Raw genomic sequence first — 23,158 nt, forward strand, 5'->3', positions numbered from 1 at the left:
CTATTTATTATAGGCATCATCTAGGCTAATCATCTCAATTAGTTTAAACCTTTGTGCAATTTTTTCTTCAAGCACAACCTTACGAGACTCTGAACTTTCAACTTCTATTTGACAATATTCAGCACTCTCAGAACTTTTAATACCAAGTTCAATGCTAATGACATTCATATTTAATACTGAAAGTTTTGCTAGCAAGTCAGCCAATACACCTTTTTGATTTTGTAAGCTAATAATAAGCCTATAGCGGGAAAGTTTGGTACCTCTCCAGCTCACAAAGAGCATTGGTTTTCCTTCTAATATTTTTGTATAGGCTTTTTTGCACAATTTGTGGTGTATAATAGCCTTACTGTCCTTATAAAATGCAATGATTTGATCACCTACTTTGGGGTGACAGCAGTAATCGAATGTTACGCTATCCAATGGTTTGTTGATAAAGAATTGGAAATACTCTATCTTTTTGACCTGAGGTTTTTTGTAACCCTTTTTTAAAAGTTCCCAAAAACGAACCTCCTTGGTACCCATATAGGCAGCAAGTTTATGAATAATTTTTTTGGAATAATCTAACTGAGTTGGTAACCTATAGATAGTCTCTGACATCCCCATATCTTCTATGCGTCTCTTGATACGTTCTGTAGTTTGGTTAAAAAATGTAGCAAGAATATTATAGGAAGAGAAGGTGTTTATCTCTTTAATACGAGCACGACAATGACTGCGTATACCCTCTTTAGCTTTGGATGTTTTGACTGTATCCTGCCATGAACAGTGCAGGTGTGGTTTTTCGTCTTTAATAATTTTGACAATATCCCCATTCTTGAGTACAGTAAGCAATGAGGATTTTTGTTTATTGATAAAGGCAGTGACTGCATGGGTTCCTACTTCAGAATGGATTGCATAGGCAAAATCAAGGACTATAGAGCCTTTAGGTAGTGTATAGTAGTCTCCTTTGGGAGAGAAGACAGTAATATCTTCTGAGAAAAGATCACCTTTTGCTAGCTCATAAAACTCCTCGATAGATTCATTTTGATAAGAGAGACTCTCAAGCCACTGGAGGTTGACGCTACTGTTACCCTCTTTATATTTCCAGTGTGCGGCAACTCCATACTCGGCTAGTTGATGCATTTGGTGTGTGCGTATTTGTGTTTCAATAATTCCCTCTTCATTAAAAAGTGTTGTATGAATGGTTTTGTACCCATTCTCTTTAGGAATAGCAATATAATCTTTAAAGCGAGAGATAAGTGGCCGGAAGTTTAGATGCATTAATCCTAGCACAGTATAGCACTCTAGAGGATTTTTAAGAATGATACGTATAGCAAGTAGATCAAGTATCTCCTCTATGCCCACTCCTTTGCGGTGCATCTTCAAATAGATGGAGTAGTAATGTTTTACACGTCCAATAATGTTGAAGTGTTTATCTTCAAATCCATGTTGTTCCATCAGCTTGCGTACTTTCTGTATAAAAGCATTCAGTTTAAACTGAAGATTTTGAGCATTTTTTTTAATATAGTTATCTATTTTAGTATAATCTTCGGGGTAAATGTGATAGAAGCTAAGGTCTTCAAGATAATTTTTTAATCGGGAGATACCTAGTTTATGTGCAATGGGCGCATAAACAACCAATGTCTCTTCAGCAATACGTTTACGTTTGTGTGGGAGTAGTGCATCAAGAGTCAACATGTTATGCATACGGTCACAGAGTTTAATGATTAGTACACGAATATCTTTAATGGAGGCAACGAGCATTTTGCGGAAGGTTAGTGCAGACGAGGCAAGTCTATTGTCTGAATCCAAAGAGACCATCTTTTCATCTTGAATCTCAACTATTTTGGTTAGTCCCTCAACTATATGGGTTACATCTTCTCCAAATTCATGGGAGAGATCTTTGAGATCAAAATCAGTATCTTCAATTACATCATGTAGTAGTGCTGCTTGTACCATGGTTTCATCATTGGAGATGGAGGCAGTAATGGCGGCAACAAGAATAGGATGTACAATATAAGGTTCTCCACTCTTGCGTTTTTGCCCATCATGAGCGGTCATGGCAAGATCAAGTGCCTTTTGTACTTGTGAGGAGTGCTTGGGGAGTTGTTCCCACAGAAGGGCTGTCGCTTTTTCTATCGTATGTATACCTTTGACTCTAAAAAGGAATGTATCCAAAAGGAATTATCCTTTGAGGTCTACAATAAGCTTGCCTTCCGCAATTTCCTGTAGGGCAATATCTGTATGTTTTGTTATCTTTTGATCTATATCGACAAAAGGTTCTGCACCATTAGCAATCTCTTTGGCTCTTTTTCCTACCGCGTTTGCCAAAAGGTACTTATCGAAATTTACCCGCTCAAGTGCTTTTGCTGTTAGTTGTTCTGTTCTCAATCTTAATTCCTTTATTTTTTGATCGCGTATTGCATATTAGGGGTATTTGTTATTTTACAATCGAGCAAAGACTCATATCTCCGCTGATAATTCTCATTAGATTACCCTTTTCAAACATATTACAAACTACAATTGGTAAACTATTCTCTTTTGCCAAAGCGATAGAGGTATCATCCATGACTTTAATATGATCATTTAAGGCTTTGTCATATGTTAATTCTGAAAGTTTCACTGCATCATAAAATTTCTTAGGATCTTTGTCATAAACACCGTCCACCTTTGTAGCCTTGATAAGTAGATCTGCTTCAATTTCAGAGGCCCTAAGTGTTGCTGCTGTATCAGTTGTAAAATAGGGATTTCCTGTACCTCCAGCAAAAATCACTACACGCTCTTTTTCAAGGTGCCTACGTGCACGGCGAACAATGAAGGATTCACCAATTTCTTGCATGTTAATCGCAGACTGAAGACGTGCCTGAAGCCCTGCGTGCTCTAGTGCCTCTTGGATGGCAACACCATTAATAACAGTTGCAAGCATCCCCATATAATCACCAGAAGTCCGTTTAATAATTCCATCTGCTGCTGCGGTTACACCACGTATAATATTTCCACCTCCAACAACAATACCTACTTCGATACCATTTTCGACAAGTTCTTTGATTTCACCTGCGATATAATTAAGGATTTTTGTATCAATCCCGTAGCCTTCTTTGCCGGCTAATGCTTCACCAGAAAACTTTATTAATACACGTTTTGTCACAAATGCACCTCTTTTAAGATTTTGCGATTATATCGAAAAAGTAGTTAGGAAGGGTTTAAACACGAATTAATTTAAGTGGATTAATATGCTTCGAATTCTTTGTTGCTTGAAACAGCAATTTATGTTTAACTTTACCAATTACATACCCTTTTTTAATTTTTTTACCAACACGAATAGTGGGCGCAATTTTAGAGAGCCCTGCGTAGACAGTATGTATTTTTCCTCTATGTCTAACAACCACAACTTTTCCTAGCATACTCGATTCTCCAGCAAAAACAATTTTTCCATTCAGTACATTTTTGACTTTTCCAGGAGAAGAAGGTGCCTTTAGAGTAATTGATTCATTAAATATCTTTATTTTATAGATAGGGTCAATATAGGTACCAAATTTCTTAATCAATTTTGCTCCTGTAATAGGAGAGATTGTCTTTTTGCCATGATAATGATATATGATCTCTTTTTTGTAAGAAGAGTTGATGTTGCGTACTTTTTGGCTCTCTTGAATAATATTCATTTTTGCTGTTGCTGCCGCCTCGGCCATTAGTTTTACTCTTTTACGATCTATTTTTGTTTTAGCGTGCTTAAGTGCTTCTTGGAATTTACGCTCTTTTTCTACAATCTTCATTTTTGCTAGTCGAAGCTTACGTTTACGCTCTTTTTCTTTACGTAGCACCTCTTTGCGTATTGCTGCCCGCCTACGAGCCTCTTGAACCTCTTGTTTACGGAGAATATTAAGTTTGGCAAGTGTTGTTCGAAGTGCATTCTGCTTATCTGCAATCTTCTGTAGTCTAGCAGTATATTTTTCCTCATCCAGTATAAGTTTTTTATGTAATTTCTCTTTCTTCTTCTTTTTTGTTGTATAAGATTCTCGTTTTTTTATAATTTTTTCTAACTGGTTTTTTATATGGTTTCTATGAGATTTTGCATTATCTTTTTTATATTTCAATTTATCAAGCTCTTTTTTAAGTTGTGCAAGTATCTGTGTATTGCGTCTTTTATAGATCTGATAAATCTCTTGATGTATAATTGAACTACGTGTTAATTCATATGCTTTTTCCATAGCAAAATTAACTGAAAACTGTTCAGAGAGAAGTTTGGTAAACTGTTTTTGTTTGTGTTCAAACTCTTTGTTTATTCTCTCTAGTTTGCTTTGAGACCCCCGAAGAGTTTTTCTTAAATGTGTATATGCCTTCTCTATTTTGTATTGATCTTTTTCAAGCTCAACAATCTTTTTATCAAGATAGACAATTTCTTCCTCTGCTGCCTTGATATCCTTGGCAATCTTGTCTAATTTTCGTGTAGTTTTCTGCTGCTGTCTTTGTATCAGACTCAAACTTTTTTTATTTGTCGATATTTTTTTTATGGTTGAGTTTGCACTATAAGTAAGTGATAGAGATATAAAGAGGTGGAGAATCAGTAGTCTCACTCTTGTGCTCCCCGTGAACTCGTAACTACAGAATAGACTGCCATAACCACAAGGAGTAGTGCTATACCAAGCAAAATTATCATATCTGCTACCTGAAAAAGTTCGTTTTGTTTATGAACAATCAGATTAATCCCACTCTGTGTTGCCCAAATAAATTTTACATAAAAGAAGATTCCAGAGACAAAAAATGTAGCAATGAATGCATCAGAAATTGCTACTTTAAATAATATACCTGAACGCAATATTAGTGGCGCACCAAAAATTTCCATTATTTCCATACGTTCTCTGTGAGTATATTTCCACACCTCTATCTGCTTGACAATAAGAAAAAGACTGACCATCCCCATAAAACCAATAAACACCTTTAAAAGAAATTTAATAAAAGAAAATAATCTATAAGCAGAGCTATAGCTACTTCCAAAGGTCTCAACACGTTTAATGTTAGGGTCTTTTTCTAGACCATATTGAATCTGTTTGATTTGTAATGTACCAAGATAGCTGTCAAGTCCCACATTATAAAAGTAGGGTAATGCAGCAAGAATTTCTTTTTTGTTTTCCTTGCTTACCCCTTGAATTACCTCAGAGATAATTTGTTCACGTTCAATTGCTTTAATATTGGCAATATGCTTGTTGAGTACTTTGAGTTTTTGAAGTGTTACTGGTTTTTTAGTAACAACTAGCATAGTATAGCCCTCTTTTAGTGTTTTTTCATAGCTATCTGTTGTTCGATCAAAAACTAAATAAAATTCAACTCCAAGCAGTATTGCCATGAGTGGCAATATAAACATTAGATGATTTTTAACAAACTTCATAGATACCCTTATTTTCAATGATAAAATGACGATATGGTAGTGAAAAAATAGTTGGTATCTTGTGTGTAACAACTAGTACTGTGGTTTCAAGTTGCTGACAAGCATTCTCCATAAGATCCCAAATGACATTAGAAGAGTAATCATCAAGATTTCCTGTAGGCTCATCTGCTAAAATGACTACAGGATTTTTGGCTAAAGCCCGTGCAACTCCTACACGTTGCTGTTCTCCACCGCTAAGTTCCAATGGATACTTTTCGGCATATTCATTTAATTTAACATGCTTTAGTAGTCTTTTTGCTTGTGCATTTTGTACATCAGCAGGATAGCCAGAAATCATTAGCGGCAGTATGACATTCTTGGCAACAGTCCACTCATTGATTAACTTGTAATCTTGGAAAATAATTCCCATATGTGTACGAAGTTCCTGTAATTTGTATGGTTTGACGTTGAGAAGATTTACACCACCGACAGCAAGGTTTCCTCCTTTGGGTTTAAGTTCTCCATAAAGTGCTTTAAGTAGTGTTGATTTTCCAGAACCACTTGGTCCAGTAATAAAAATAAAGTCCCCTTTATGTATGTTAAAGCTGGCATTCTTAATAATTTCCTTACGTCCACCATCATACGCTAACGTAAGTTTCTTTGCGCTAATTACATTTGACATTGCTGAGCAACTCCATTAGTTTGAGGTGGGCTTTATGATTGGTATGACTCTTTACTGGAGAAGAAGCAACATAACGGCATTCCTCTTTAGTTAGAAGGATATATTTGTGTTCCGGTCTATTAAAGCTACCGAAAGAACACTTCACTAGAAGCATCTTATCATTGCCCTTATAGACCCGTTCAATATGTACAAAATAATCCTCTTTTACCAATGTCTTTTTGGGAAGCCCCTCCCCTAAATATTTTCCATATTTTACAATATTAAAATTAAAGTCAGGTAATGCTTGTTGTGCTTGAGACTCTTCATTGCATACCACATAGATATCATAGATATCTTTTTCCATTTTCAGCCATCGTGCCTCATATTTGCTGGTCACCTCCAATACTTTGTTTTTGTGTACCTCTATATGGGTCTTGGGTATAGCAAAGAAAACTTCCAGTGCGTACCAAAAGTAGTTTTTGCTGTCTGTTCTTAACTCAAGCCTACCCTCTTTTTTTAGTACACGCATCGATTCAGAAAGAAAGTTTAAACTGATAATGCGACGATGGGGCTTTTTATCCCATGGTACAGGGAAGTGAATAAAGATTTGTTCTAGTAAGTTGGAGGGTAGCATTTCTAAAAAAAGTCGTGCATCATAATTGACTATCCAGATATTTTTCAAATCTTGTAGTTCAATCTGTTTAAGTACCTGCTGAGCAGAAGGAGTGTGTATTTCCAATCCAATAAAGAGTGTATTTGGGTGCTTTTTTGCCTGATAGAGCAGATGCCTTCCAGATCCAAACCCTATCTCTACAGAGACCTTTTTAAAAGAGAAACTAGCTGTATAGAAGTCTTCAATGGATTTTTCATACTTTGAAGCATAGTACGTATCTTTGTGTTGGGAAATATTGGAAGAAATTACTTCCAGTTTAAGCTCGTTTACAACATATTTGAGTGCCTTTTTAAGCAAGTTAACCTTGAGAGGACGGGTAATCTTATCATATTTGATAAGTACGCTGTCATCATAGTGCTTTACTTGAAGCAAGAACTCTTTATTTTCAAGCACTATACCCCACAGTTCATCGCCTTGATTGATAGCCGTAACCCTAAATTTTAATAATGTACTCTGTGAGATTTTTGTCTCAATCAGTGAAGTATCAAATGGTTTGACTTTAATATGTGGCATGGATTCCCTTCCGTAGAACTTTGCATGCCTTAGTTATTCAAATTCCTTTTTCAGCATTTTTGGTTCAAGTTTTTTATGAACTGATACACGATCAAGATATTTCAATAAATAGTTATTCATATCATGAAAAAGTGGAGCAATAAACTCCATAATCTTCCCAGTTACAGGATGGGTTAGATAGAGTAGATAGGCATGTAAGTAAACTCTTGGGATTTTATCTCTTTTGCTCTTAAATCCATATAAATGATCGCCTAAAATATGTCGTCCTAATGTATTGAGATGTACTCGTATTTGATGAGTGCGTCCAGTAAAGAGTTTTGCAACAATGAGCTCAGTGCCATACTCAGTTTCAAGCAGTTTTACAAAAGCAGTTTTTGCTTCCTTCCCATTGGGGACAACATCCATTTTAAGCCTATTTTTTGGATTACGTCCAATAGGTTTATTTACCACTGTATCCTCTTTGAGTGGATGATCAATAAGTGCAAGATAATACCTTCCCATACTTTTATTCTGTAATTGTGCAGAAAGTTTTTCATGTACCTTATTATTCTTGGCAATTACCAATGCCCCAGTGGTCTCTTTGTCAATACGGTGTACAATGCCGTGTCGCTCCTCTCCACTGATAGTTGAGAGTGATATCCCACGTTGCACCAACCAGTCAACCAATGTTGCTTCTTTAACCGAAGGTGCAGGGTGTACCACCAGTCCACTTGGCTTGTTGATAATCATGAGATATTTATCTTCATAGAGTACCTCTATATTAAAATTTACTTTGATTGGTTCACGTTTTTGAGCCTCTTTAAACTTGTAGGTAATCTTATCGCCTTCTTTGACCTTGAAGCTTGGCTTTGTTATCACTTTATTATTAACCAATACAAGCCTCTCTTTGATGAGCTTTTCAGTCTGATTGCGACTGACATTAAGGTGCAGGGCTAACACCTTATCAATACGACCAAATATATTGACCAAAAATTGTTCATTTCTCATTGCTTGCCGTATACTCCAATATCATTCCTATTCCATCTATCAGGGGCAAGAAATGTATCATCATGAATATGTTTAAAAGAAGCCTTAATCATCTTAAAAAGTTCTTTATTCTCTTTCTCCATCCCTTGAAGCCATAACTTAGTAGAAGCCCGTGCATGAGGCATTTTAACATCCTTAAGCATAGCAGGACATGCCTCATCTCCAATAACCTCTAGTTTGTTTTCTTTAGCAAAAGCATGTAGTTGTTTCTCACGTACCTGAATAAGTGGACGTATAAGATGAAAGCCTTTGTCAGTCTTATAGATAGGTGCCATGGAGCGCATGGTACCATTATAGAACATGTTCATAAAAAAACTTTCAACTGCATCATCAAAGTGGTGTCCCAGTGCTACTTTGGTAAATTTTCCCTCTTGTGCAAAGGTGTAAAGTGCACCACGTCGCATACGAGAAAAATAAGAGCAGAATGAAGAGTTTTTACGTATAGCCTCTTGTGAAATATCAAAAATACGTGTCTCATAAACAGTGTGTTTAATGCCATATTCCTTACAGTGTTCATTCAAATAATCATAACGTTCACTGGGCATCCCATATTTGATTGTGCATGCCTCAAATTCAAAGTTGAAAGGTGCGTGTTTCTGAATATGCTTAAGTGCATGAATCAGTGCCAGTGAATCTTTGCCACCGCTCAGTCCTACAAGTACTTTATCATTCTCTTTAATGAGACGGAAGTCAGCATTGGTTTTGCCAATAATTTTAAGGAGTTTTCGACTTATAGGGATAGATTTCATTCCATCCTTATAGTATTTTTTTAAATTGTTACCCATACTACCCCCTATTTATTGACCAAGTGTACCCAATCTACATCTATGCTATATTTTATGGTTATAGTCTACTGATTATATTGGTCGGTAATTTCTTTCATCATAGATAGAATAAAATCTGCACTAATCTTTGCTGAGTTTTCAAGAAAGGTATCAAAGTCAAAACCCGCATCCATGTCGGCACTATCAGAAATAGCACGTAGAATAAAAAAAGGTACATTGAGTGCGTTGCAGACTACGGCAACACTTGCTCCTTCCATTTCTAATGCATCTGCACTAAAGGTTTTTCCTATCCATACTTTTTGCTCAGGATTGGCTATAAACTGATCACCAGTAGCGATGATACCCTCTTTGAGTGCAATACCTTTGCGTGAGGCCACTCTTTTGGCTATTTGCCGTAGGTAATTATCTGGAGTAATATATATTTCTCCTTCAGGAACATACCCATGTGGATGCCCAAATGCTGTAATGTCTAGGTCATGCTGACATAAACCATTCGCAATGACAAGATCACCAATCTTTAAATGGTTTGAGATTGCCCCAGCTACACCAGAAAAGAGAAGCTGTTTGCATTTAAACCTCTCAATAAGAACTGTTACAGTCAATGATGCAAAGATCTTTCCTATTTTTGAGTAGGCAACCACCACTTCTTGACCATTGTAAAGACCTTCATAATATTTATTTTTTGCATAAATTGTTATGGTAACATTGTTAAGTTTTTCAATGATCGGTTTAATCTCTTCGGGCATAGCACCCATAATACCTATTTTCATTCTATTTTAATTTTGTTATCTCTTCGATAGTGTTTGCCAATGATTGCATATCAGAAACCACAAAGTGTGGTTTCTGAGTTGTTTTTCTATTGAGACCTTTGAGTACACCACCATGTCCAAATTCAACATAACAGTCAATTTGATTGTCAAATTTAGTAATAGACTGCTTGTAGAGTACAGGGGAGACAAGTTGTTTAGGCAGTAGCTTAAGTGCTTCAGCTTTTGTATTGTATGTTTCAGCAGTTACATTGGAGACTACAGGCGCTATAAACTCATCTTTAAGTACTTCTTTGAGTTTTTCAACCAAAGGAGTCGTTGCACTTTCAAGTAGTGGACAGTGGCTTGCGATAGACATATTTAGTAGCATAGCACGTCTTGCTTTTGCTTTTTTAAGGATTGGCTCAAGCTTCTGAAGGTCAGGTTTTGCACCAGCAATAACAATCTGTCCTTGTGCATTATAGTTAACCGGCCATACTTTCATACCAAGTTCTCTTTGTTCGGTACAAATTTTCTCTACCGTTTCATCATCTAAGCCTAAAGAGACAAGCATTCCTACATCCTGTCCTTCGCATGCTTGTGTCATTAGTTTGCCACGAAGATTAACCAATTTGATAGCATCAATGGTATTAAGCGCACCTACGGCCATTAGTGCAGAAAACTCTCCCAAAGAGTGCCCAAGCGTAAATAGTGGTCTAATAGACATCTCATTCTCGAATAGTTTATGGGCAATAGCAGAGACTAATAAAATAGCTGGTTGTGTAAATTCTGTCTTTTCAAGATTGCTATTCTCTGTAAAAAGTAGTGTTTCAAAATCAATTCCTGTATGTTCACTTGCATCAGCAATCATCTGTTTGGCAATATTGGAATTATGAGAGAAATCCTCTCCCATACCAACAGTCTGAGAACCCTGTCCAGGAAAGAGGAATGCACATTTGACTGACATAGTAATCCTTTTGTTAGAAAAATTATAGATGTGATATTTTACCATTTAAACCCAAAATCTATATAACTTTTACAGCAATACCAAGGAGATACTTTAAAGTTTAGATATTTTTTGATTTTCTATAAATTACCAAAAAGGTTTAAGGGAGGAAGATAATCAAACCTATGCTACACTACTCTTTAAAAGACATGAATTTTCCTATATTTGTATGCTTGACAAAAATTTTAATGCTTTGATAAGATGGAAATCATGTAGTTTTTTCGATTATTTTTTTGGAGCATATGTGTTTTTGTATCAACCTATATCTGGTTACTGCTACAACAGTGATTCAATTTTTCTTTATGATTTTATTACACAGTTTAAACCCAAAGGAAAACTACTCGATATTGGATGTGGGGTAGGAATCATCTCTTTGTTGTTGACACGTGATTTTGAGACTCAAACATATATTATTGATAAACAGAAGAGAATGCTTGATTATGCAGTACACAACTTTCTAATAAATGGATTGAAGGTAACACCTTATTTTGATGACTTTACTCAATTTCAGACAAAAGATCGGTTTGATTTCATTGTTTCCAATCCGCCCTTTTATGATCCCATGGTGACGCAGAGCAAAGATACGTATATAAATATTGCACGCTACACACATCATCTTCCCATAGGGAAATTGATAAAACAGGTCAAAACTTTTTTGAAGCCAAGGGGATGGTTTGTCTTCTGTTATGATGCCAAACAGATAGATCTACTAATGCAGTATTTAAGAGAGTATGGCATTAATCCTGAAAAGATACGTTTTGTCCATTCCAAAATTGACAGAGAATCAAAATTAGTGATGATCGCAGCACGCAATAACTCCAAGTCAATGACGCAAGTACTACCTCCATTGGTGATATTTGATGAACAAAGTAATTATTTATTTGAGGCAATACAGGCATTTGGGAAAGCAAGAACGCATAGCATCAAAGGAGATTTTGGGAATGAAGAATGAGGATATTTTATGAAAAATCAGTTAATAGAAAAAGAGAGCTATAGTTTTAAGTTTAATCCTTCTTCTTGTGAAGCATGTGGAGGGTGTTGTTGCACAGGAGAGAGTGGTTACATTTGGGTAAAGTATGATGAAATTGTTAATATGGCAACATTTATTAATCTTTCAATGGAAGAATTTGTTACAATGTATTTAAAGAAAGTAAAACATCGCTATTCATTGGTTGAGAAGCAACTGGCACCTGATAATTTTGCCTGTATTTTTTTTGATGATATAAAACAACATTGTACTATCTATCCAGTACGACCTTCGCAATGTCGTACCTTTCCTTTTTGGGAACAGTTTAAACATAATGAAGATGAGGTAAGAAAAGAGTGTCCTGGTATCGTATGATTTTAGTAGTATTGGTTACCTTTGTATTGACTAGCAACAGTATTGTAGCAAAGGAGCCACCAGTAATCAATGAAGATGAAATGATTGTTCGTGGATTATTCTGTATAGAATATAGGGCTTATGAAGATAGCTGGAGGATATTTAAAAACCTCTATGATACGACTGGTGAAGGGGAGTATCTTTTTCAAGAGATAATTTCTTCTTTGCTTGGTAAAATACATATTACCGAGAGTATTGAGCGTCTAGAACTCTTTGACAGGAAGCACCCTAATATGCTAAGAGTTAAGCGACTTCTTGTTTCGCTTTATTTAACAAATCAGCAAATTAACAAAGCAAAAAATGAAGCATCTTTTTTAATTGCACACTCCAATGAAGCTTCAGACATGGATCTTGTTTCTAGGTCCTATCTTTATGCGGGGGAGCCCAAGAAGGCAGTTGCGTTATTGCAGCATGCCTACGAAAAGTCCAATAACAAAGATATACTTTTACGCCTAGTATCCGTTATGGATGCATACACAAATCAACGTAAACGTGCTATTCAATTGCTAGAGACATATCAACGAACAAATACTGCTCCTAGTCGAGATATCTATTTTAAGCTTTTGACGCTATATGTTAAAGAGAATGATACAAATGGTATTTTAAATGTTTATCTATCGTTCTATAAAAATGATAAAAATGATAAGCATTTTGAGAATATTGTTAATGCATATATTGTTCAAAAAGATATTGACGGGGCTATTATTTTTTTAGAAAAAAATCATGCTAGATTAAAAATGCTCTACCAACTCTATGTTTATAAGAGATTTTTTTCCAAAGCATTGAAACTGGCACATAAGTTTTACAAAGAGAATCATAATCCACGTTGGTTGGCAGAAATTGCCATTTTAACCTACGAACAGGTAAAGGATAAAAATGATCAAAAAATAATTGGAAATATAGTTAAGATATTTGATAAGGCAATGATGCAAGGGGTGAATGATAGTGTCTATCTTAATTACTATGGCTATATGCTTATTAACAACAATATAAATATAGAAAAAGGGATACGTATTCTTAGAGATGCCTTGAGTCAGCAACCAGACAACACCTACTATCTTGACTCTCTTGCTTGGGGTTATTACAAGGAGGGTAAGTGCAAAAAAGCATATGATTTGATGAGAAAAGTGGTAAAACGAGAGGGACTAAAAGAGCCTGAAATAGCTCAACACTGGGATGCCATACAGAAATGTAAATAGCGTTCAGCGTTCAATATTGAGCCTTCGGGTATAATTCGATAAAATTTTTAAATATAAAGAAGTATCATGGCACAGATATTAGATGAGATCATTAAGAAGACTAAAGAGGATCTTGAAAAGAGAAAAGTAGACTATCCGGTAGAATGGTTAGGGAGATCTTTGGCATTCAATCCTTTTGTTCCAAAAGATGTTCAAAAAGCATTACGTTCCACACCAGAAAATCCTTACCGTATTATTGCTGAAGTGAAAAAAGCAAGTCCAAGTAAGGGAATAATTTGTAAAAATTTTGATCCCATTGCTATTGCACAGGCATATGAAAAAGGTGGTGCCGACTCCCTTTCTATTTTAACTGAACCTCACTTCTTTCAGGGAGATAAAGAGTATCTTGGTATGGTGCGTCGCTATGTAAGTATTCCATTGTTGCGTAAAGACTTTATTGTTGACAAGTATCAAATTGTTGAGGCATTGGCATTTGGGGCAGATTATATTTTACTCATTGCCAAAGCACTTTCTCGTAAAGAACTCAAAGAACTTTATGATTATGCTTTGCATCTTGGATTAGAGGTTTTGGTAGAGATACATGATAAGACAGATCTTGTTAAAGCAATGTTTGCTGGAGCAACGATTGTCGGCATTAATCACCGAAACTTAGAGACTTTTGAGATGGATATGCATCTAACGGAAAAGCTCATACCACTTATTCCTAACAATAAAATTATTGTCGCAGAATCGGGTATTGATGATCATGAAACAGTTGTAGAGATTGCTAAGATGGGGGCAGATTCTTTTCTTGTCGGCGAGTACTTCATGAGACAGGATGATATTACTGCAGCAATTAGAGAAGTGAAATATGGAGATAATAGATAAAGACAAGAATGACCTAGGGGGTTTCTATCGTTTATGAGAGTAAGCTCTTTGCAATCTGATTGATTCTTCTGCCATCTGCACGACTACCAACTTTTATTTTTGCTATACTCATTACTTTTCCCATATCTTTTATTCCCAAAGCATCTATCTCACCAATAATTTCCTTAAGGATACTACTAAGTTCTTCATCACTTAAAGGTTCAGGTAGATAGTTTTTTACAATGGAAAGTTCGGTCTCTTCTTTGATGACAAGGTCATTGCGTCCTGCATTAGAAAACTGTGTCTTTGCATCTTCGCGCTGTTTAGCATACCTCATGAGTACTGCTTCAATATCAGTATCATTTAGCTCTTTTTGTTCGTCAATTTCTATTTGCTTGATAGCAGCTTGAAGGTTTCGAAGAGTATCTCTCTTTTGTGTCTCCTTGGCACGCATGGCTTCCTTGACGTCATTTTTGATACGCTCTTTTAGTGTCATTATCCTATCCTCTTATAGTTTAATGGAATTATACTATAATTAATGTATGATAGTTATCATACAAGATAAACAATTTGACACAAAAGATATTACACGGCTATACCCAGCAGCAGTGATTAAGACGGGCCATAAAAATGAGACTACACAGGCAAGCTTGGAGTGGCTCGATATGGAGTCTAAGGGAAAAGTTGAAGTGGTTGGCTATGGTATTTTTGTTCATCTGGGTGAAAAAAAGATGGAGAGTTTTATCTTTGAGACACGAGAAGAGATGGATACAGAGGTTGGGTGCATTGCAGCCCAAGTGCAGAAGCAGAAAGGAAGAGAATGAAATGGACAATAGGTGTAGTACTGGGGATATTTTTGCTGGAAAGTACGGGATTCGCTAAAAGCCCAAAATATGACGTTTCACGCTACAAGTATATAGGAGTATTTAGTAAAGTTAAAGCTTCTCAGCAAATGGTTGCAACTATGGAGCTGAGGCAGATACGCAAACAGATCAAACAGGCGTGGCAGAAGGGTAATGATATTAAAGAGCTCAAATATGGAAATGGTCATTGGGTTGGTGTGTTTGAAAAAGGAGATGCAAGAAGCCATCAGACCTATTTAGTCGCTTCACGCTGGAGTGCCATAGATCACATTGTAGAAGATTACTGGAAACAGGGCTATTTCATTACTAACATAGAGCATGGTCTTGCTGAGTGGGTAGTAGTATTCGAAAAGAATACAGGGTTTCTTAATCAGGCATATGAAAGAAGAGCCAAGCGTGATGCGTTCATCGAAGTGGTGAATCAACGATGGAAGCAGGGGTATGATTTGATAGACTTTGAGTATGGAGAGGGGCATTATACTGGTATTTTTACCGAAAGAAAAACAAAAGAGTCACAGGCATTGGTAGTACGTTCCACTTGGTTTAATTCCTCAAAAGCAATTACTGAATATTGGCATAAAGGTTACCGTATTAAGAATATTGAGTACACCCTTGGTAGATGGATGATTCTTTTTGGTAGAAACAGTAAAGATAGCAAGCAGGGATTTGAAACAGCACATGATATTGAAACATTTAAAACTATTTTTGAAAAGCGCCAGAAAGAGGGATATGTATTGATTGACCTTGCCGAAGGGTGGTAAATTTCTTTAGCTTTAAGGTGTATTATCCTATTATTTCTCATAAACTTTTGGAGGTTGTATGACAACATTTCAACTTTTTCTACTTATTGTTGCAGGTGGTATTTTCTACCTCTTTTTTAAACAGCTTTTTTTAGGGAATTACCCAAAAAGAGGTGTTGATTTTGAAGCAAAAATACCTGATGAGCACATAGGTAGTATCAATCGTCCAGATAAGATATTTTCCGAATCTTCTTTACCAATATCACGTATAGAACAGTTGATAGAAATGACAGATGAAGCAATTACAAAAGGTGATTTACTTGAAGCACGTAAGGCGGTGCAGAGTGCATTAGTAATTGATAAAAATAATATTGAAGTATTACGAAGAGAAGGATATCTTCTTCTTGAAGATGGAGAGTACAAAGAGGCTAAAAATATTTATAAGAAGATTCTATCTCTTGATTCCAATGATGACATTGCTCATAATTCGCTTGCTAATATATTGCACAAGCTTGGAGAAAATGATTTAGCACAGAGTCATCACCATAAGGCAATTGAACTTGATTCTAAATATGCACCACACTATTTCAATTATGCGAACACACTGTATGATATGAACTTAAAAAAAGATGCATTGGCGAACTACAAAAAAGCCTATGAGCTTGATTGTAGTATTAAGGAGGCAAAGAAAATGATAGAAGAAATAGAGGAGAAAAGTCTATGAGCCATAGTGCCTGTTTTGTCACCCAAATTGCTACAAAAGATATTTTGTTACGTGTTACTAATGTTTGTGGCGAGTGCTATGACGATCTCAATGAAGGTGATATTATCCATTACGATATGCAAAATTACCGTTTTTTATGTGATTGTTGCCAACAGAAGCTCTGTTCTAAAATGAATGAAGAGTGTGAGATTATTTATGATGAAGCAGATCCAACACTTTTCTGTTAAAGAGAGATGCGAATATCCATTATCTGTTATCTACTATATATCTGATTGCATTTAAGTAACTTAATCTATTTAATTCTATGCCTTTCTTATAGGCGATATCAAATGCTGTTCCATGGTCGACTGATGTTCGTAGTATTGGTAAGTTTAAACTTACATTGATTCCTTCGTCAAAATAGAGAGCCTTAAGTGGTGCAAGCCCTTGATCGTGATATATCGCTACATAGTGAGTATAGTGCTTACGTACATTTGGGGTAAAAGCAACATCTGGTACCATGGGTTTAGTAAAAAGTAAAGAGTGATGAGTAGAGAGTGAAGGATTAGATCTTTTGATAATGAATGTGGCATTGTCAATAGCTTTTGATATAATTTTTTCTTCATTTCCTAGTACACCATTGTCACCTGCATGAGGATTAAGTCCAAGTACAGCAATAGTTGATTTGGGTTTGGCAGTTTTATAAAAATTAACCAAGAAGCATGTTAGCTTTTTTTCCTCAATGCTACCTGCTACTTCTCCAAGTGGGATATGTTCAGTAAAGAGTCCTACATACATTTTTGGACATCCTAACATCATGATTGCTTCAGTGTTGAAAAAGTGACGCAGGGCATCGGTATGCCCTTTGTATTTTATGCCTGAAAGCTCCCATGACTTTTTGTGGATTGGAAGAGTGGTAAGGGCACCAATTTCATCATTTTTTGCCATTTTGACAGCTTTAACAAATGAGGCATAGGCGTAAGTACCACTCTCTTTTGTAATTTTTCCTGGTTTAATCTCAAAGTGGGGAGCAACATCTTCAATAGTTTGAAAATTATTTGGTATAGAGAGATTTAATTTATCTGCTGCTTGTTTAAGCATGCTTTGATCAATACAGTAAATCGGTGTAACTATTTTTTTCACATACTGGTGGTTCTCAAGGGCGAGTTGGATACCAATACCGTTAAGGTCACCAATAGATATGGCAACTTTTTTCTTTTTCATTTTTTACCTAATCATTTTTGCTTTCATATCTAAAATTGCTTTTTCTAGCCCAGTAAAGATTGAACGAGCAATAATACTCTGCCCTATATTGAGTTCTTCAATGGTATTTATTTTTGCAATAGCATCAACATTTTGGTAGTTAAGTCCATGTCCTGCTGCGACCCTGAGCCCTAATTTGATTGCATCACGACTAAGCGATCTGAGGTTATGCAGTTCATCTTCGTACATCTGCTTGAGTACTTTGCGTGGTAGATTGAGTTTGGAGATAGTATGGTGGGTCTTGGAGAGGTTTCCATAGAGCATAGCATCAATATTGGCATACTTTCCAGTGTGGAACTCTACCCACTCTACATTTAAATCAATTGAAGCTTTGACTGCTTCGAGAGTAGGGTCGATAAAAAGAGAGACCTCTATCTCCTTCTCTTGAAGGTATTGGATTGCTTCTTTGAGTCTATTTTGATCTTCTGTGACTATTAGCCCACCTTCTGTTGTAACCTCTTCACGTTTTTCTGGTACAAGAGTAACGCGATGAGGACGCATCTTGCAAGCAATATTGATCATACTTGGCTCAATAGCACATTCGAGATTGACTGGTAGTGCCGAGAGACGAATAATATGTGTGACATCAGTATCTTGAATATGTCGTCTATCTTCACGCAGATGAATGGTGATCTGATCGGCTCCAGCACGTTTGCATATACTGAGTGCATCAAGTGGATCAGGATCTGCGATGCGTCTTGCCTCTCTTAATATGGCAATATGGTCAATATTAACGCCCAGTAGCATATATTAAACTCCTCATGCGACATGATTAAATTCAATTATAGCAAAAGCTATGTATGGTTTTCCCAAGGAAATCCTATTTAATTATGAATACCTATATGAAAGGAAGTAAATACTATATAATATTAATTTTTCAAGTAGAGGTTTTTTATGATCTTTTTAACACATATTAAGTCTCCTTTAGATATAATCGCGTCCACAATTATAGTAATAATATAGTAAAAAAATAATAGACAAAAGGTCCTTTTAAAATGAAAAGAACATATCAACCACATAATACACCAAGAAAAAGAACACATGGTTTTAGAGTAAGAATGAAAACAAAAAATGGAAGAAAAGTAATTGCTGCAAGAAGAGCAAAAGGAAGAAAAAGATTGGCAGCATAATATTATCGCTAAAATTAAACATTTTATTCGGATTAAGACCAGTAAAGAGTTTGATGGAGTTTATGGTCACTCCACAAAGGTTTGGCACACCCCTTACTTTGTACTTTTCTATCAACGGTTAAATAGTTTTAAGGTGGGTTTTGTTGCCAGCAAGAAAATGGGAAATGCGGTACACAGAAATAGGGCAAAACGTTTACTTAGGGCGCATTTTATTGAAAATATTGATTGCCTTAAAAGTGGTTCTTATGTGCTTGTTGCTAAATCGGCACTTTTGAATGAATCATACTTGGTAATCCGTAAAGCCTATTTGCATACGCTTAAAAAATGTACTGCGCTGTAATACATCCCGATTAAAACAGAATTTAACACAGTTAAGACTATACTGTGAGCATCACAATTAATTGACTAAAGGTACAATTTTGGAACAACAAGATTTAAATAAACGATTACTTTTGGCCCTCGCTCTCTCCTTCCTTGTATTTACAGGCTACAGTTATCTCTTTGTGCCACAAAAATCACTATCTTCTTCCAAGCAGACACAGGTGGTATCAAAAGTGGTACCATCACCGGTACTTTCTTCTACAAAAAAAGTACCTAGTACTGTACAATCTACCTCAGATAAAACAATTAAGAATATACCTGTGATTACATCAAATATATTGTTAACAATTGTTTCCAATACATTCAAAATGGATATTGATAAGCTTGGACGTATTGTACAGTTTGAGCTTTTGGAGAAAAAATATCAAAATACAGAGGGACATAACCTTCAAATATTAGGTAAAGATAAGGCAAAACCACTTGAAATCCGTTTTACTGACACAGCATTAAATGAAGAAGCATTTAAAACACCCTATATCCCATCTGTAGATGGTGTACAGGATGCTAGAAATAAAGCAGTGACAGTGACATTGACACAGACACTTTCCAAGGTTACTGTGACCAAAAAACTAACAGTACAACCTAGCGGTGCCTATAGATTAGAGGTTAAGCTGAGCAATCCAGTATCTTATTTTGTTACACCAGGACACAGACCTATGGCAGATACATCTATGTATATGCTCGTGCGTGGTGCGTTGGTCAAGACGCCCGATGGTGTTGTTAAGACTATAGAGGATGGTGATGCCAAGGGAGATGAAGTATTTAGAAATGCTCTCATTGCTTCGGCATTTGATCGCTATGTGACAACAATGTTTTATAGCTTTGAGAAGAAGATGAATGTTTCTATTTTAAAAGAGGGAGAGGGAGAACCATTAATTTTTATAGCAGGAAAACCAGAATTGATATTGGGTGGATATATTGGTCCCAAAGAGTATAAAACCCTTGAAGCAATTAATCCTGAGTTGACAGACGCAATTGAGTTTGGATGGTTTACTTTCCTTTCAAAACCGTTTTTTAAAGTACTCTTGTGGATTCATAACCATATTGGTAACTGGGGATGGGCAATCATTCTTTTTACATTGCTGGTTAAACTGATACTTTTTCCTCTTTCTTATAAAGGGATGATGTCAATGCAGAAGCTTAAAGATTTGGCACCAAAGATGAAAGAGATTAGAGAGAAGTATAAAGATGATTCAGCAAAACTTAATATGAAGATGATGGAGATGTACAAGAAGCATGGCGCTAATCCAATGGGTGGATGTCTACCAATGTTATTACAAATTCCAGTCTTTTTTGCCCTCTATCGTGTACTTCTTAATGCCAATGAACTTCAAGGTGCTGTATGGATTCCAGCATGGATAGAAAATCTTGCTACAGCTGATCCTTATTATATTCTTCCTATTTTAATGGGTTTTTCAATGTGGTTTCAGCAAAAGATTACACCAAATAACTTTACAGATCCACTACAGGAGAAGATTTTCCAATTCTTTCCTGTATTAATGGCGTTAATGTTTATCATCATGCCTTTTCCTTCAGGGTTAGTGCTCTATTGGGTGGTTAATAATATCTTTACTATCGGACAACAGTATGTGATTAATAATGCATATCAGAAGCAGAAAGTATCTGTGGTTGTAGCAGACAAGAAAAGAGGAGAACTCAAATGACAAAGGTTGAAGCATCAACCCTTGAGGAGGCATATAGGCTTGTGGCCACAAAGCTCTCCTGTTCTGTGACAGAACTTCAATATGAGGTGATACAGTATCCCTCTAAAGGTCTCTTTGGGCTTTTCAAAAAGCAAGCAATTGTTGTTGCTACAAGAAAGAAGATATTAGATGATACAAATATTACTTCAGTAGCAACAGAGAAACTTTCTAGTAGAAGCACCAACAGGAAAAAGAGTGCTCAGGAAGATATAATACCTATAGTAAAAAGTAATACTATTGTGGAAAATTTTTTTAATACAGATAATGCTGCTACTGATGTTGGGTTGGCACAGAGTATTGAAAAGAGCCTAAAGTATCTTATGAAGATATCTTGCTTTGATATAGATGTGGTGGAAGTAGATGTGGTGGATAGTACAGCACTCATTTTTATTGATGGTGAGGATGCAGCACTGCTTATAGGCAAAGAAGGGTATCGTTATAATGCACTATCCTATATGCTCTCTAATTGGCTTCATACAAAATATCAGTTTTATGTTAAGTTAGAGATTGCAGAATTTTTAACCTCTCAACAGGAAATGATTCGTAATTATATTCAACCAGTCATTGAGAATGTGCGGAAGTATGGCAAAGGAAAGACTCGTTTTTTCGATGGTATTTTAGTACAGATTGCACTTGAACAACTACGTGAAGCATTTCCAGACAAATATGTGGCAATTAAAATTGGCAAATCAGGAAAACGTTTTGTTGTTGTCAATGAGTTCCACACAAAGTCTTATGACTGATACTATTGCAGCTATTGCAACAGCCAATGGCATCTCCTCTATCTCTATCATACGTCTCAGTGGTGAGTATGCACTTGAAATTGCACAAAAGATTTCATCTTGTAAGAAGATTGTTCCAAGAAATGCACATTTGACTTCACTTTATAATCAGCACAATAAGTTGATTGACCAAGCTATTTTAATCTATTTTGTTGCACCTCATAGTTTTACTGGAGAAGATATTGTTGAGTTTCAGTGTCATGGCGGCATGATTGTTGCACAAGAGATACTTGATACAGCTTGTTCTTTTGGTGCGCGACTTGCTAGACCTGGAGAATTTTCTAAACGAGCATTTCTTAACGGCAAGATAGACCTTACTGAAGCAGAAGCAATCTCTAAACTGATTGAAGCCAAGAGCGTTAATGCTGCAAAGATATTGGTAAAGCAGATGAAGGGAGAGCTAAAGCAATTTGTAGAAGAGAGCAGAGAAGCATTGTTTCGCCTACTTGCTTACTCTGAAGTGATGATTGATTATGCTGAAGAGGATATTCCTGATGATACTACACTTAGTATTGCTTCTCAACTTGAAAATCTTATTGATAAAATAGAATATGTTGTTGACACTAGCCATCGAAGAAGAGGGCTTATCGAGGGTTTTAAGGTAGCAATTATTGGTAAGCCTAATGTAGGAAAGAGTTCTTTGCTTAATGCACTACTCTCTTATGAGCGTGCCATTGTTAGTGATATTGCAGGAACAACACGTGATACCATTGAGGAGCAAATACGCATTGGATCACATATTGTTCGCTTTGTTGATACAGCGGGAATACGTGAATCAAAGGATACTATTGAAAAAATTGGTATTGAGCGTTCAATGAATTCAGTTGAAGATGCTGACATTATCATTGCACTTTTTGATGGTTCAAGGTCTTTTGATATAGAAGATGAAAAAATTCTTTCTATCGTAGCAAATAGGAAAGAGAAGCACGCTATAATAGCAATTAACAAGTCTGATCTTAAACAGAAACTTCAAAAGGATATATTTAAAGATTTTGTCCCAATTGAGATAAGCACAAAGAGAGGTTTTAAAAAGCTTACAGAAGCATTAGAGCACTTTTTTGATTCCGTTGGAGAAGATGAGGAGTTGATGCTTATCTCTGCACGACAGATAGAGGCAGTAAAGAGAGCCAAAGATGCTATTCTTAAAGCGAAACAGCCATTAATAATGGGTGAATTAGAGTTTTTCTCTTATTATCTTCAAGAAGCCGTTAGAGCGATCTCATCAATTTCAAAACCCTATGATAATGAAGAAATACTAGATAAAATGTTTGGAGAATTCTGTCTTGGGAAGTAGAATTTTTAAAGGTAATACTCGCAGACAACAAAGAGGAAAAATTTTGTATAGAGGTTTTTTCAGTATTATGAAAAGATACCTAAAAGGAACTTGATTAAAGCTACTATTGTATAATATGATAC

At 36.0% G+C, this 23,158-nt stretch carries 27 protein-coding genes; 13 read left to right on the forward strand and 14 right to left on the reverse strand.

Annotated features, from left to right (window positions below):
* From LGB01_04700 to fabD, 11 genes are all read right to left on the reverse strand, one after another.
* Nucleotides 1–2,154, reverse strand: coding sequence for a RelA/SpoT family protein (locus LGB01_04700; protein ID MCB4753498.1), 2,154 nt, complete (start codon nucleotides 2,152–2,154; stop codon nucleotides 1–3).
* 6 nt (nucleotides 2,155–2,160) lie between these two features.
* Nucleotides 2,161–2,367: a DNA-directed RNA polymerase subunit omega gene (locus LGB01_04705; protein MCB4753499.1), complete on the reverse strand. Its 207-nt coding sequence runs from the start codon at nucleotides 2,365–2,367 to the stop codon at nucleotides 2,161–2,163.
* Nucleotides 2,368–2,416: 49 nt separating this feature from the next.
* Entirely contained in the window at nucleotides 2,417–3,124 is a 708-nt protein-coding gene (gene pyrH, locus LGB01_04710; protein MCB4753500.1) for a UMP kinase, read from the reverse strand.
* Between the two features lie 55 nt (nucleotides 3,125–3,179).
* Nucleotides 3,180–4,457, reverse strand: a complete 1,278-nt coding sequence (locus LGB01_04715; protein MCB4753501.1) for a peptidoglycan DD-metalloendopeptidase family protein — start codon at nucleotides 4,455–4,457, stop codon at nucleotides 3,180–3,182.
* Between the two features lie 89 nt (nucleotides 4,458–4,546).
* On the reverse strand, nucleotides 4,547–5,362 hold the full coding sequence (locus tag LGB01_04720) for a cell division protein FtsX (GenBank protein ID MCB4753502.1): 816 nt from the start codon (nucleotides 5,360–5,362) through the stop codon (nucleotides 4,547–4,549).
* Complete coding sequence (locus tag LGB01_04725) at nucleotides 5,349–6,023, reverse strand: ABC transporter ATP-binding protein (GenBank protein MCB4753503.1); 675 nt, start codon at nucleotides 6,021–6,023, stop codon at nucleotides 5,349–5,351. Before LGB01_04725 ends, LGB01_04720 begins: the two co-directional genes overlap by 14 nt.
* Nucleotides 6,007–7,188: a tRNA (guanosine(46)-N7)-methyltransferase TrmB gene (gene trmB, locus LGB01_04730; GenBank protein MCB4753504.1), complete on the reverse strand. Its 1,182-nt coding sequence runs from the start codon at nucleotides 7,186–7,188 to the stop codon at nucleotides 6,007–6,009. Before trmB ends, LGB01_04725 begins: the two co-directional genes overlap by 17 nt.
* Before the next feature lie 33 nt (nucleotides 7,189–7,221).
* Entirely contained in the window at nucleotides 7,222–8,175 is a 954-nt protein-coding gene (locus LGB01_04735; GenBank protein MCB4753505.1) for an RluA family pseudouridine synthase, read from the reverse strand.
* Nucleotides 8,172–8,999, reverse strand: a complete 828-nt coding sequence (locus tag LGB01_04740) for a tRNA 2-thiocytidine biosynthesis TtcA family protein (GenBank protein MCB4753506.1) — start codon at nucleotides 8,997–8,999, stop codon at nucleotides 8,172–8,174. The genes LGB01_04735 and LGB01_04740 overlap by 4 nt, the downstream gene beginning before the upstream one ends.
* 65 nt (nucleotides 9,000–9,064) lie before the next feature.
* Nucleotides 9,065–9,769, reverse strand: a complete 705-nt coding sequence (locus LGB01_04745) for a 5'-methylthioadenosine/adenosylhomocysteine nucleosidase (protein MCB4753507.1) — start codon at nucleotides 9,767–9,769, stop codon at nucleotides 9,065–9,067.
* 1 nt (nucleotide 9,770) lies between these two features.
* Nucleotides 9,771–10,712, reverse strand: a complete 942-nt coding sequence (gene fabD / locus LGB01_04750; GenBank protein ID MCB4753508.1) for an ACP S-malonyltransferase — start codon at nucleotides 10,710–10,712, stop codon at nucleotides 9,771–9,773.
* A gap of 283 nt (nucleotides 10,713–10,995) precedes the next feature.
* Here fabD and LGB01_04755 point away from each other — a divergent pair, with 283 nt between their 5' ends.
* The 4 genes from LGB01_04755 (at nucleotide 10,996) to trpC (ending at nucleotide 14,198) form a co-directional block, all read left to right on the forward strand.
* Nucleotides 10,996–11,703, forward strand: a complete 708-nt coding sequence (locus LGB01_04755) for a methyltransferase (GenBank protein ID MCB4753509.1) — start codon at nucleotides 10,996–10,998, stop codon at nucleotides 11,701–11,703.
* Nucleotides 11,704–11,712: 9 nt separating this feature from the next.
* Nucleotides 11,713–12,093: a YkgJ family cysteine cluster protein gene (locus tag LGB01_04760; GenBank protein MCB4753510.1), complete on the forward strand. Its 381-nt coding sequence runs from the start codon at nucleotides 11,713–11,715 to the stop codon at nucleotides 12,091–12,093.
* Nucleotides 12,090–13,331 carry a hypothetical protein gene (locus tag LGB01_04765; protein MCB4753511.1) on the forward strand — a complete coding sequence of 414 codons (1,242 nt, stop codon included), beginning with the start codon at nucleotides 12,090–12,092 and terminating at the stop codon, nucleotides 13,329–13,331. Before LGB01_04760 ends, LGB01_04765 begins: the two co-directional genes overlap by 4 nt.
* Before the next feature lie 66 nt (nucleotides 13,332–13,397).
* Nucleotides 13,398–14,198 (forward strand): indole-3-glycerol phosphate synthase TrpC, encoded by an 801-nt coding sequence (gene trpC, locus LGB01_04770; GenBank protein ID MCB4753512.1) that lies wholly within the window; start codon nucleotides 13,398–13,400, stop codon nucleotides 14,196–14,198.
* A gap of 31 nt (nucleotides 14,199–14,229) precedes the next feature.
* On the opposite strand, the gene LGB01_04775 is transcribed toward trpC, so the two are convergent.
* The gene (locus LGB01_04775; GenBank protein ID MCB4753513.1) at nucleotides 14,230–14,673 is read right to left on the reverse strand and encodes a GatB/YqeY domain-containing protein; all 444 of its coding nucleotides are present in this window, start codon (nucleotides 14,671–14,673) and stop codon (nucleotides 14,230–14,232) included.
* Nucleotides 14,674–14,719: 46 nt separating this feature from the next.
* Here LGB01_04775 and LGB01_04780 point away from each other — a divergent pair, with 46 nt between their 5' ends.
* The 4 genes from LGB01_04780 to LGB01_04795 are packed head-to-tail and all read left to right on the forward strand — an operon-like array spanning nucleotide 14,720 to nucleotide 16,731.
* Complete coding sequence (locus LGB01_04780) at nucleotides 14,720–15,001, forward strand: phosphomannomutase (GenBank protein ID MCB4753514.1); 282 nt, start codon at nucleotides 14,720–14,722, stop codon at nucleotides 14,999–15,001.
* Complete coding sequence (locus LGB01_04785; GenBank protein MCB4753515.1) at nucleotides 14,998–15,801, forward strand: hypothetical protein; 804 nt, start codon at nucleotides 14,998–15,000, stop codon at nucleotides 15,799–15,801. Before LGB01_04780 ends, LGB01_04785 begins: the two co-directional genes overlap by 4 nt.
* 58 nt (nucleotides 15,802–15,859) lie before the next feature.
* Nucleotides 15,860–16,504 (forward strand): hypothetical protein, encoded by a 645-nt coding sequence (locus LGB01_04790; GenBank protein ID MCB4753516.1) that lies wholly within the window; start codon nucleotides 15,860–15,862, stop codon nucleotides 16,502–16,504.
* Nucleotides 16,501–16,731, forward strand: a complete 231-nt coding sequence (locus LGB01_04795) for a hypothetical protein (GenBank protein ID MCB4753517.1) — start codon at nucleotides 16,501–16,503, stop codon at nucleotides 16,729–16,731. Before LGB01_04790 ends, LGB01_04795 begins: the two co-directional genes overlap by 4 nt.
* Before the next feature lie 19 nt (nucleotides 16,732–16,750).
* On the opposite strand, the gene pdxA is transcribed toward LGB01_04795, so the two are convergent.
* Both pdxA and LGB01_04805 read right to left on the reverse strand, forming a co-directional pair.
* On the reverse strand, nucleotides 16,751–17,707 hold the full coding sequence (gene pdxA, locus LGB01_04800; GenBank protein ID MCB4753518.1) for a 4-hydroxythreonine-4-phosphate dehydrogenase: 957 nt from the start codon (nucleotides 17,705–17,707) through the stop codon (nucleotides 16,751–16,753).
* Nucleotides 17,708–17,710: 3 nt separating this feature from the next.
* Nucleotides 17,711–18,493 (reverse strand): pyridoxine 5'-phosphate synthase, encoded by a 783-nt coding sequence (locus tag LGB01_04805; protein ID MCB4753519.1) that lies wholly within the window; start codon nucleotides 18,491–18,493, stop codon nucleotides 17,711–17,713.
* A 248-nt stretch (nucleotides 18,494–18,741) separates the two neighbouring features.
* Here LGB01_04805 and rpmH point away from each other — a divergent pair, with 248 nt between their 5' ends.
* The 5 genes from rpmH to mnmE all read left to right on the forward strand — a co-directional run bounded on the left by rpmH (nucleotide 18,742) and on the right by mnmE (nucleotide 23,036).
* Nucleotides 18,742–18,876 (forward strand): 50S ribosomal protein L34, encoded by a 135-nt coding sequence (gene rpmH, locus LGB01_04810; GenBank protein ID MCB4753520.1) that lies wholly within the window; start codon nucleotides 18,742–18,744, stop codon nucleotides 18,874–18,876.
* Entirely contained in the window at nucleotides 18,833–19,216 is a 384-nt protein-coding gene (gene rnpA, locus LGB01_04815; GenBank protein ID MCB4753521.1) for a ribonuclease P protein component, read from the forward strand. Before rpmH ends, rnpA begins: the two co-directional genes overlap by 44 nt.
* A gap of 79 nt (nucleotides 19,217–19,295) precedes the next feature.
* Nucleotides 19,296–20,921: a membrane protein insertase YidC gene (gene yidC, locus LGB01_04820; protein ID MCB4753522.1), complete on the forward strand. Its 1,626-nt coding sequence runs from the start codon at nucleotides 19,296–19,298 to the stop codon at nucleotides 20,919–20,921.
* Nucleotides 20,918–21,703 (forward strand): Jag N-terminal domain-containing protein, encoded by a 786-nt coding sequence (locus LGB01_04825; GenBank protein MCB4753523.1) that lies wholly within the window; start codon nucleotides 20,918–20,920, stop codon nucleotides 21,701–21,703. The genes yidC and LGB01_04825 overlap by 4 nt, the downstream gene beginning before the upstream one ends.
* Entirely contained in the window at nucleotides 21,696–23,036 is a 1,341-nt protein-coding gene (mnmE, locus tag LGB01_04830) for a tRNA uridine-5-carboxymethylaminomethyl(34) synthesis GTPase MnmE (protein MCB4753524.1), read from the forward strand. The genes LGB01_04825 and mnmE overlap by 8 nt, the downstream gene beginning before the upstream one ends.
* Nucleotides 23,037–23,158 lie beyond the last annotated feature (122 nt).

The sequence above is a fragment of the Sulfurovum sp. genome (assembly GCA_020525365.1).
GTDB lineage: Bacteria > Campylobacterota > Campylobacteria > Campylobacterales > Sulfurovaceae > Sulfurovum.

Coding starts and splice junctions, on each gene's coding strand:
- LGB01_04720 (MCB4753502.1), bottom strand. CDS start 5,362: ATGAAGTTTGTTAAAAATCATCTAATGTTTATATTGCCACTCATGGCA.
- LGB01_04725 (MCB4753503.1), bottom strand. CDS start 6,023: ATGTCAAATGTAATTAGCGCAAAGAAACTTACGTTAGCGTATGATGGT.
- trmB (MCB4753504.1), bottom strand. CDS start 7,188: ATGCCACATATTAAAGTCAAACCATTTGATACTTCACTGATTGAGACA.
- LGB01_04735 (MCB4753505.1), bottom strand. CDS start 8,175: ATGAGAAATGAACAATTTTTGGTCAATATATTTGGTCGTATTGATAAG.
- LGB01_04740 (MCB4753506.1), bottom strand. CDS start 8,999: ATGGGTAACAATTTAAAAAAATACTATAAGGATGGAATGAAATCTATC.
- LGB01_04745 (MCB4753507.1), bottom strand. CDS start 9,769: ATGAAAATAGGTATTATGGGTGCTATGCCCGAAGAGATTAAACCGATC.
- fabD (MCB4753508.1), bottom strand. CDS start 10,712: ATGTCAGTCAAATGTGCATTCCTCTTTCCTGGACAGGGTTCTCAGACT.
- LGB01_04760 (MCB4753510.1), top strand. CDS start 11,713: ATGAAAAATCAGTTAATAGAAAAAGAGAGCTATAGTTTTAAGTTTAAT.
- LGB01_04765 (MCB4753511.1), top strand. CDS start 12,090: ATGATTTTAGTAGTATTGGTTACCTTTGTATTGACTAGCAACAGTATT.
- trpC (MCB4753512.1), top strand. CDS start 13,398: ATGGCACAGATATTAGATGAGATCATTAAGAAGACTAAAGAGGATCTT.
- LGB01_04775 (MCB4753513.1), bottom strand. CDS start 14,673: ATGACACTAAAAGAGCGTATCAAAAATGACGTCAAGGAAGCCATGCGT.
- LGB01_04780 (MCB4753514.1), top strand. CDS start 14,720: ATGATAGTTATCATACAAGATAAACAATTTGACACAAAAGATATTACA.
- LGB01_04785 (MCB4753515.1), top strand. CDS start 14,998: ATGAAATGGACAATAGGTGTAGTACTGGGGATATTTTTGCTGGAAAGT.
- LGB01_04790 (MCB4753516.1), top strand. CDS start 15,860: ATGACAACATTTCAACTTTTTCTACTTATTGTTGCAGGTGGTATTTTC.
- LGB01_04795 (MCB4753517.1), top strand. CDS start 16,501: ATGAGCCATAGTGCCTGTTTTGTCACCCAAATTGCTACAAAAGATATT.
- pdxA (MCB4753518.1), bottom strand. CDS start 17,707: ATGAAAAAGAAAAAAGTTGCCATATCTATTGGTGACCTTAACGGTATT.
- LGB01_04805 (MCB4753519.1), bottom strand. CDS start 18,493: ATGCTACTGGGCGTTAATATTGACCATATTGCCATATTAAGAGAGGCA.
- rpmH (MCB4753520.1), top strand. CDS start 18,742: ATGAAAAGAACATATCAACCACATAATACACCAAGAAAAAGAACACAT.
- LGB01_04825 (MCB4753523.1), top strand. CDS start 20,918: ATGACAAAGGTTGAAGCATCAACCCTTGAGGAGGCATATAGGCTTGTG.
- mnmE (MCB4753524.1), top strand. CDS start 21,696: ATGACTGATACTATTGCAGCTATTGCAACAGCCAATGGCATCTCCTCT.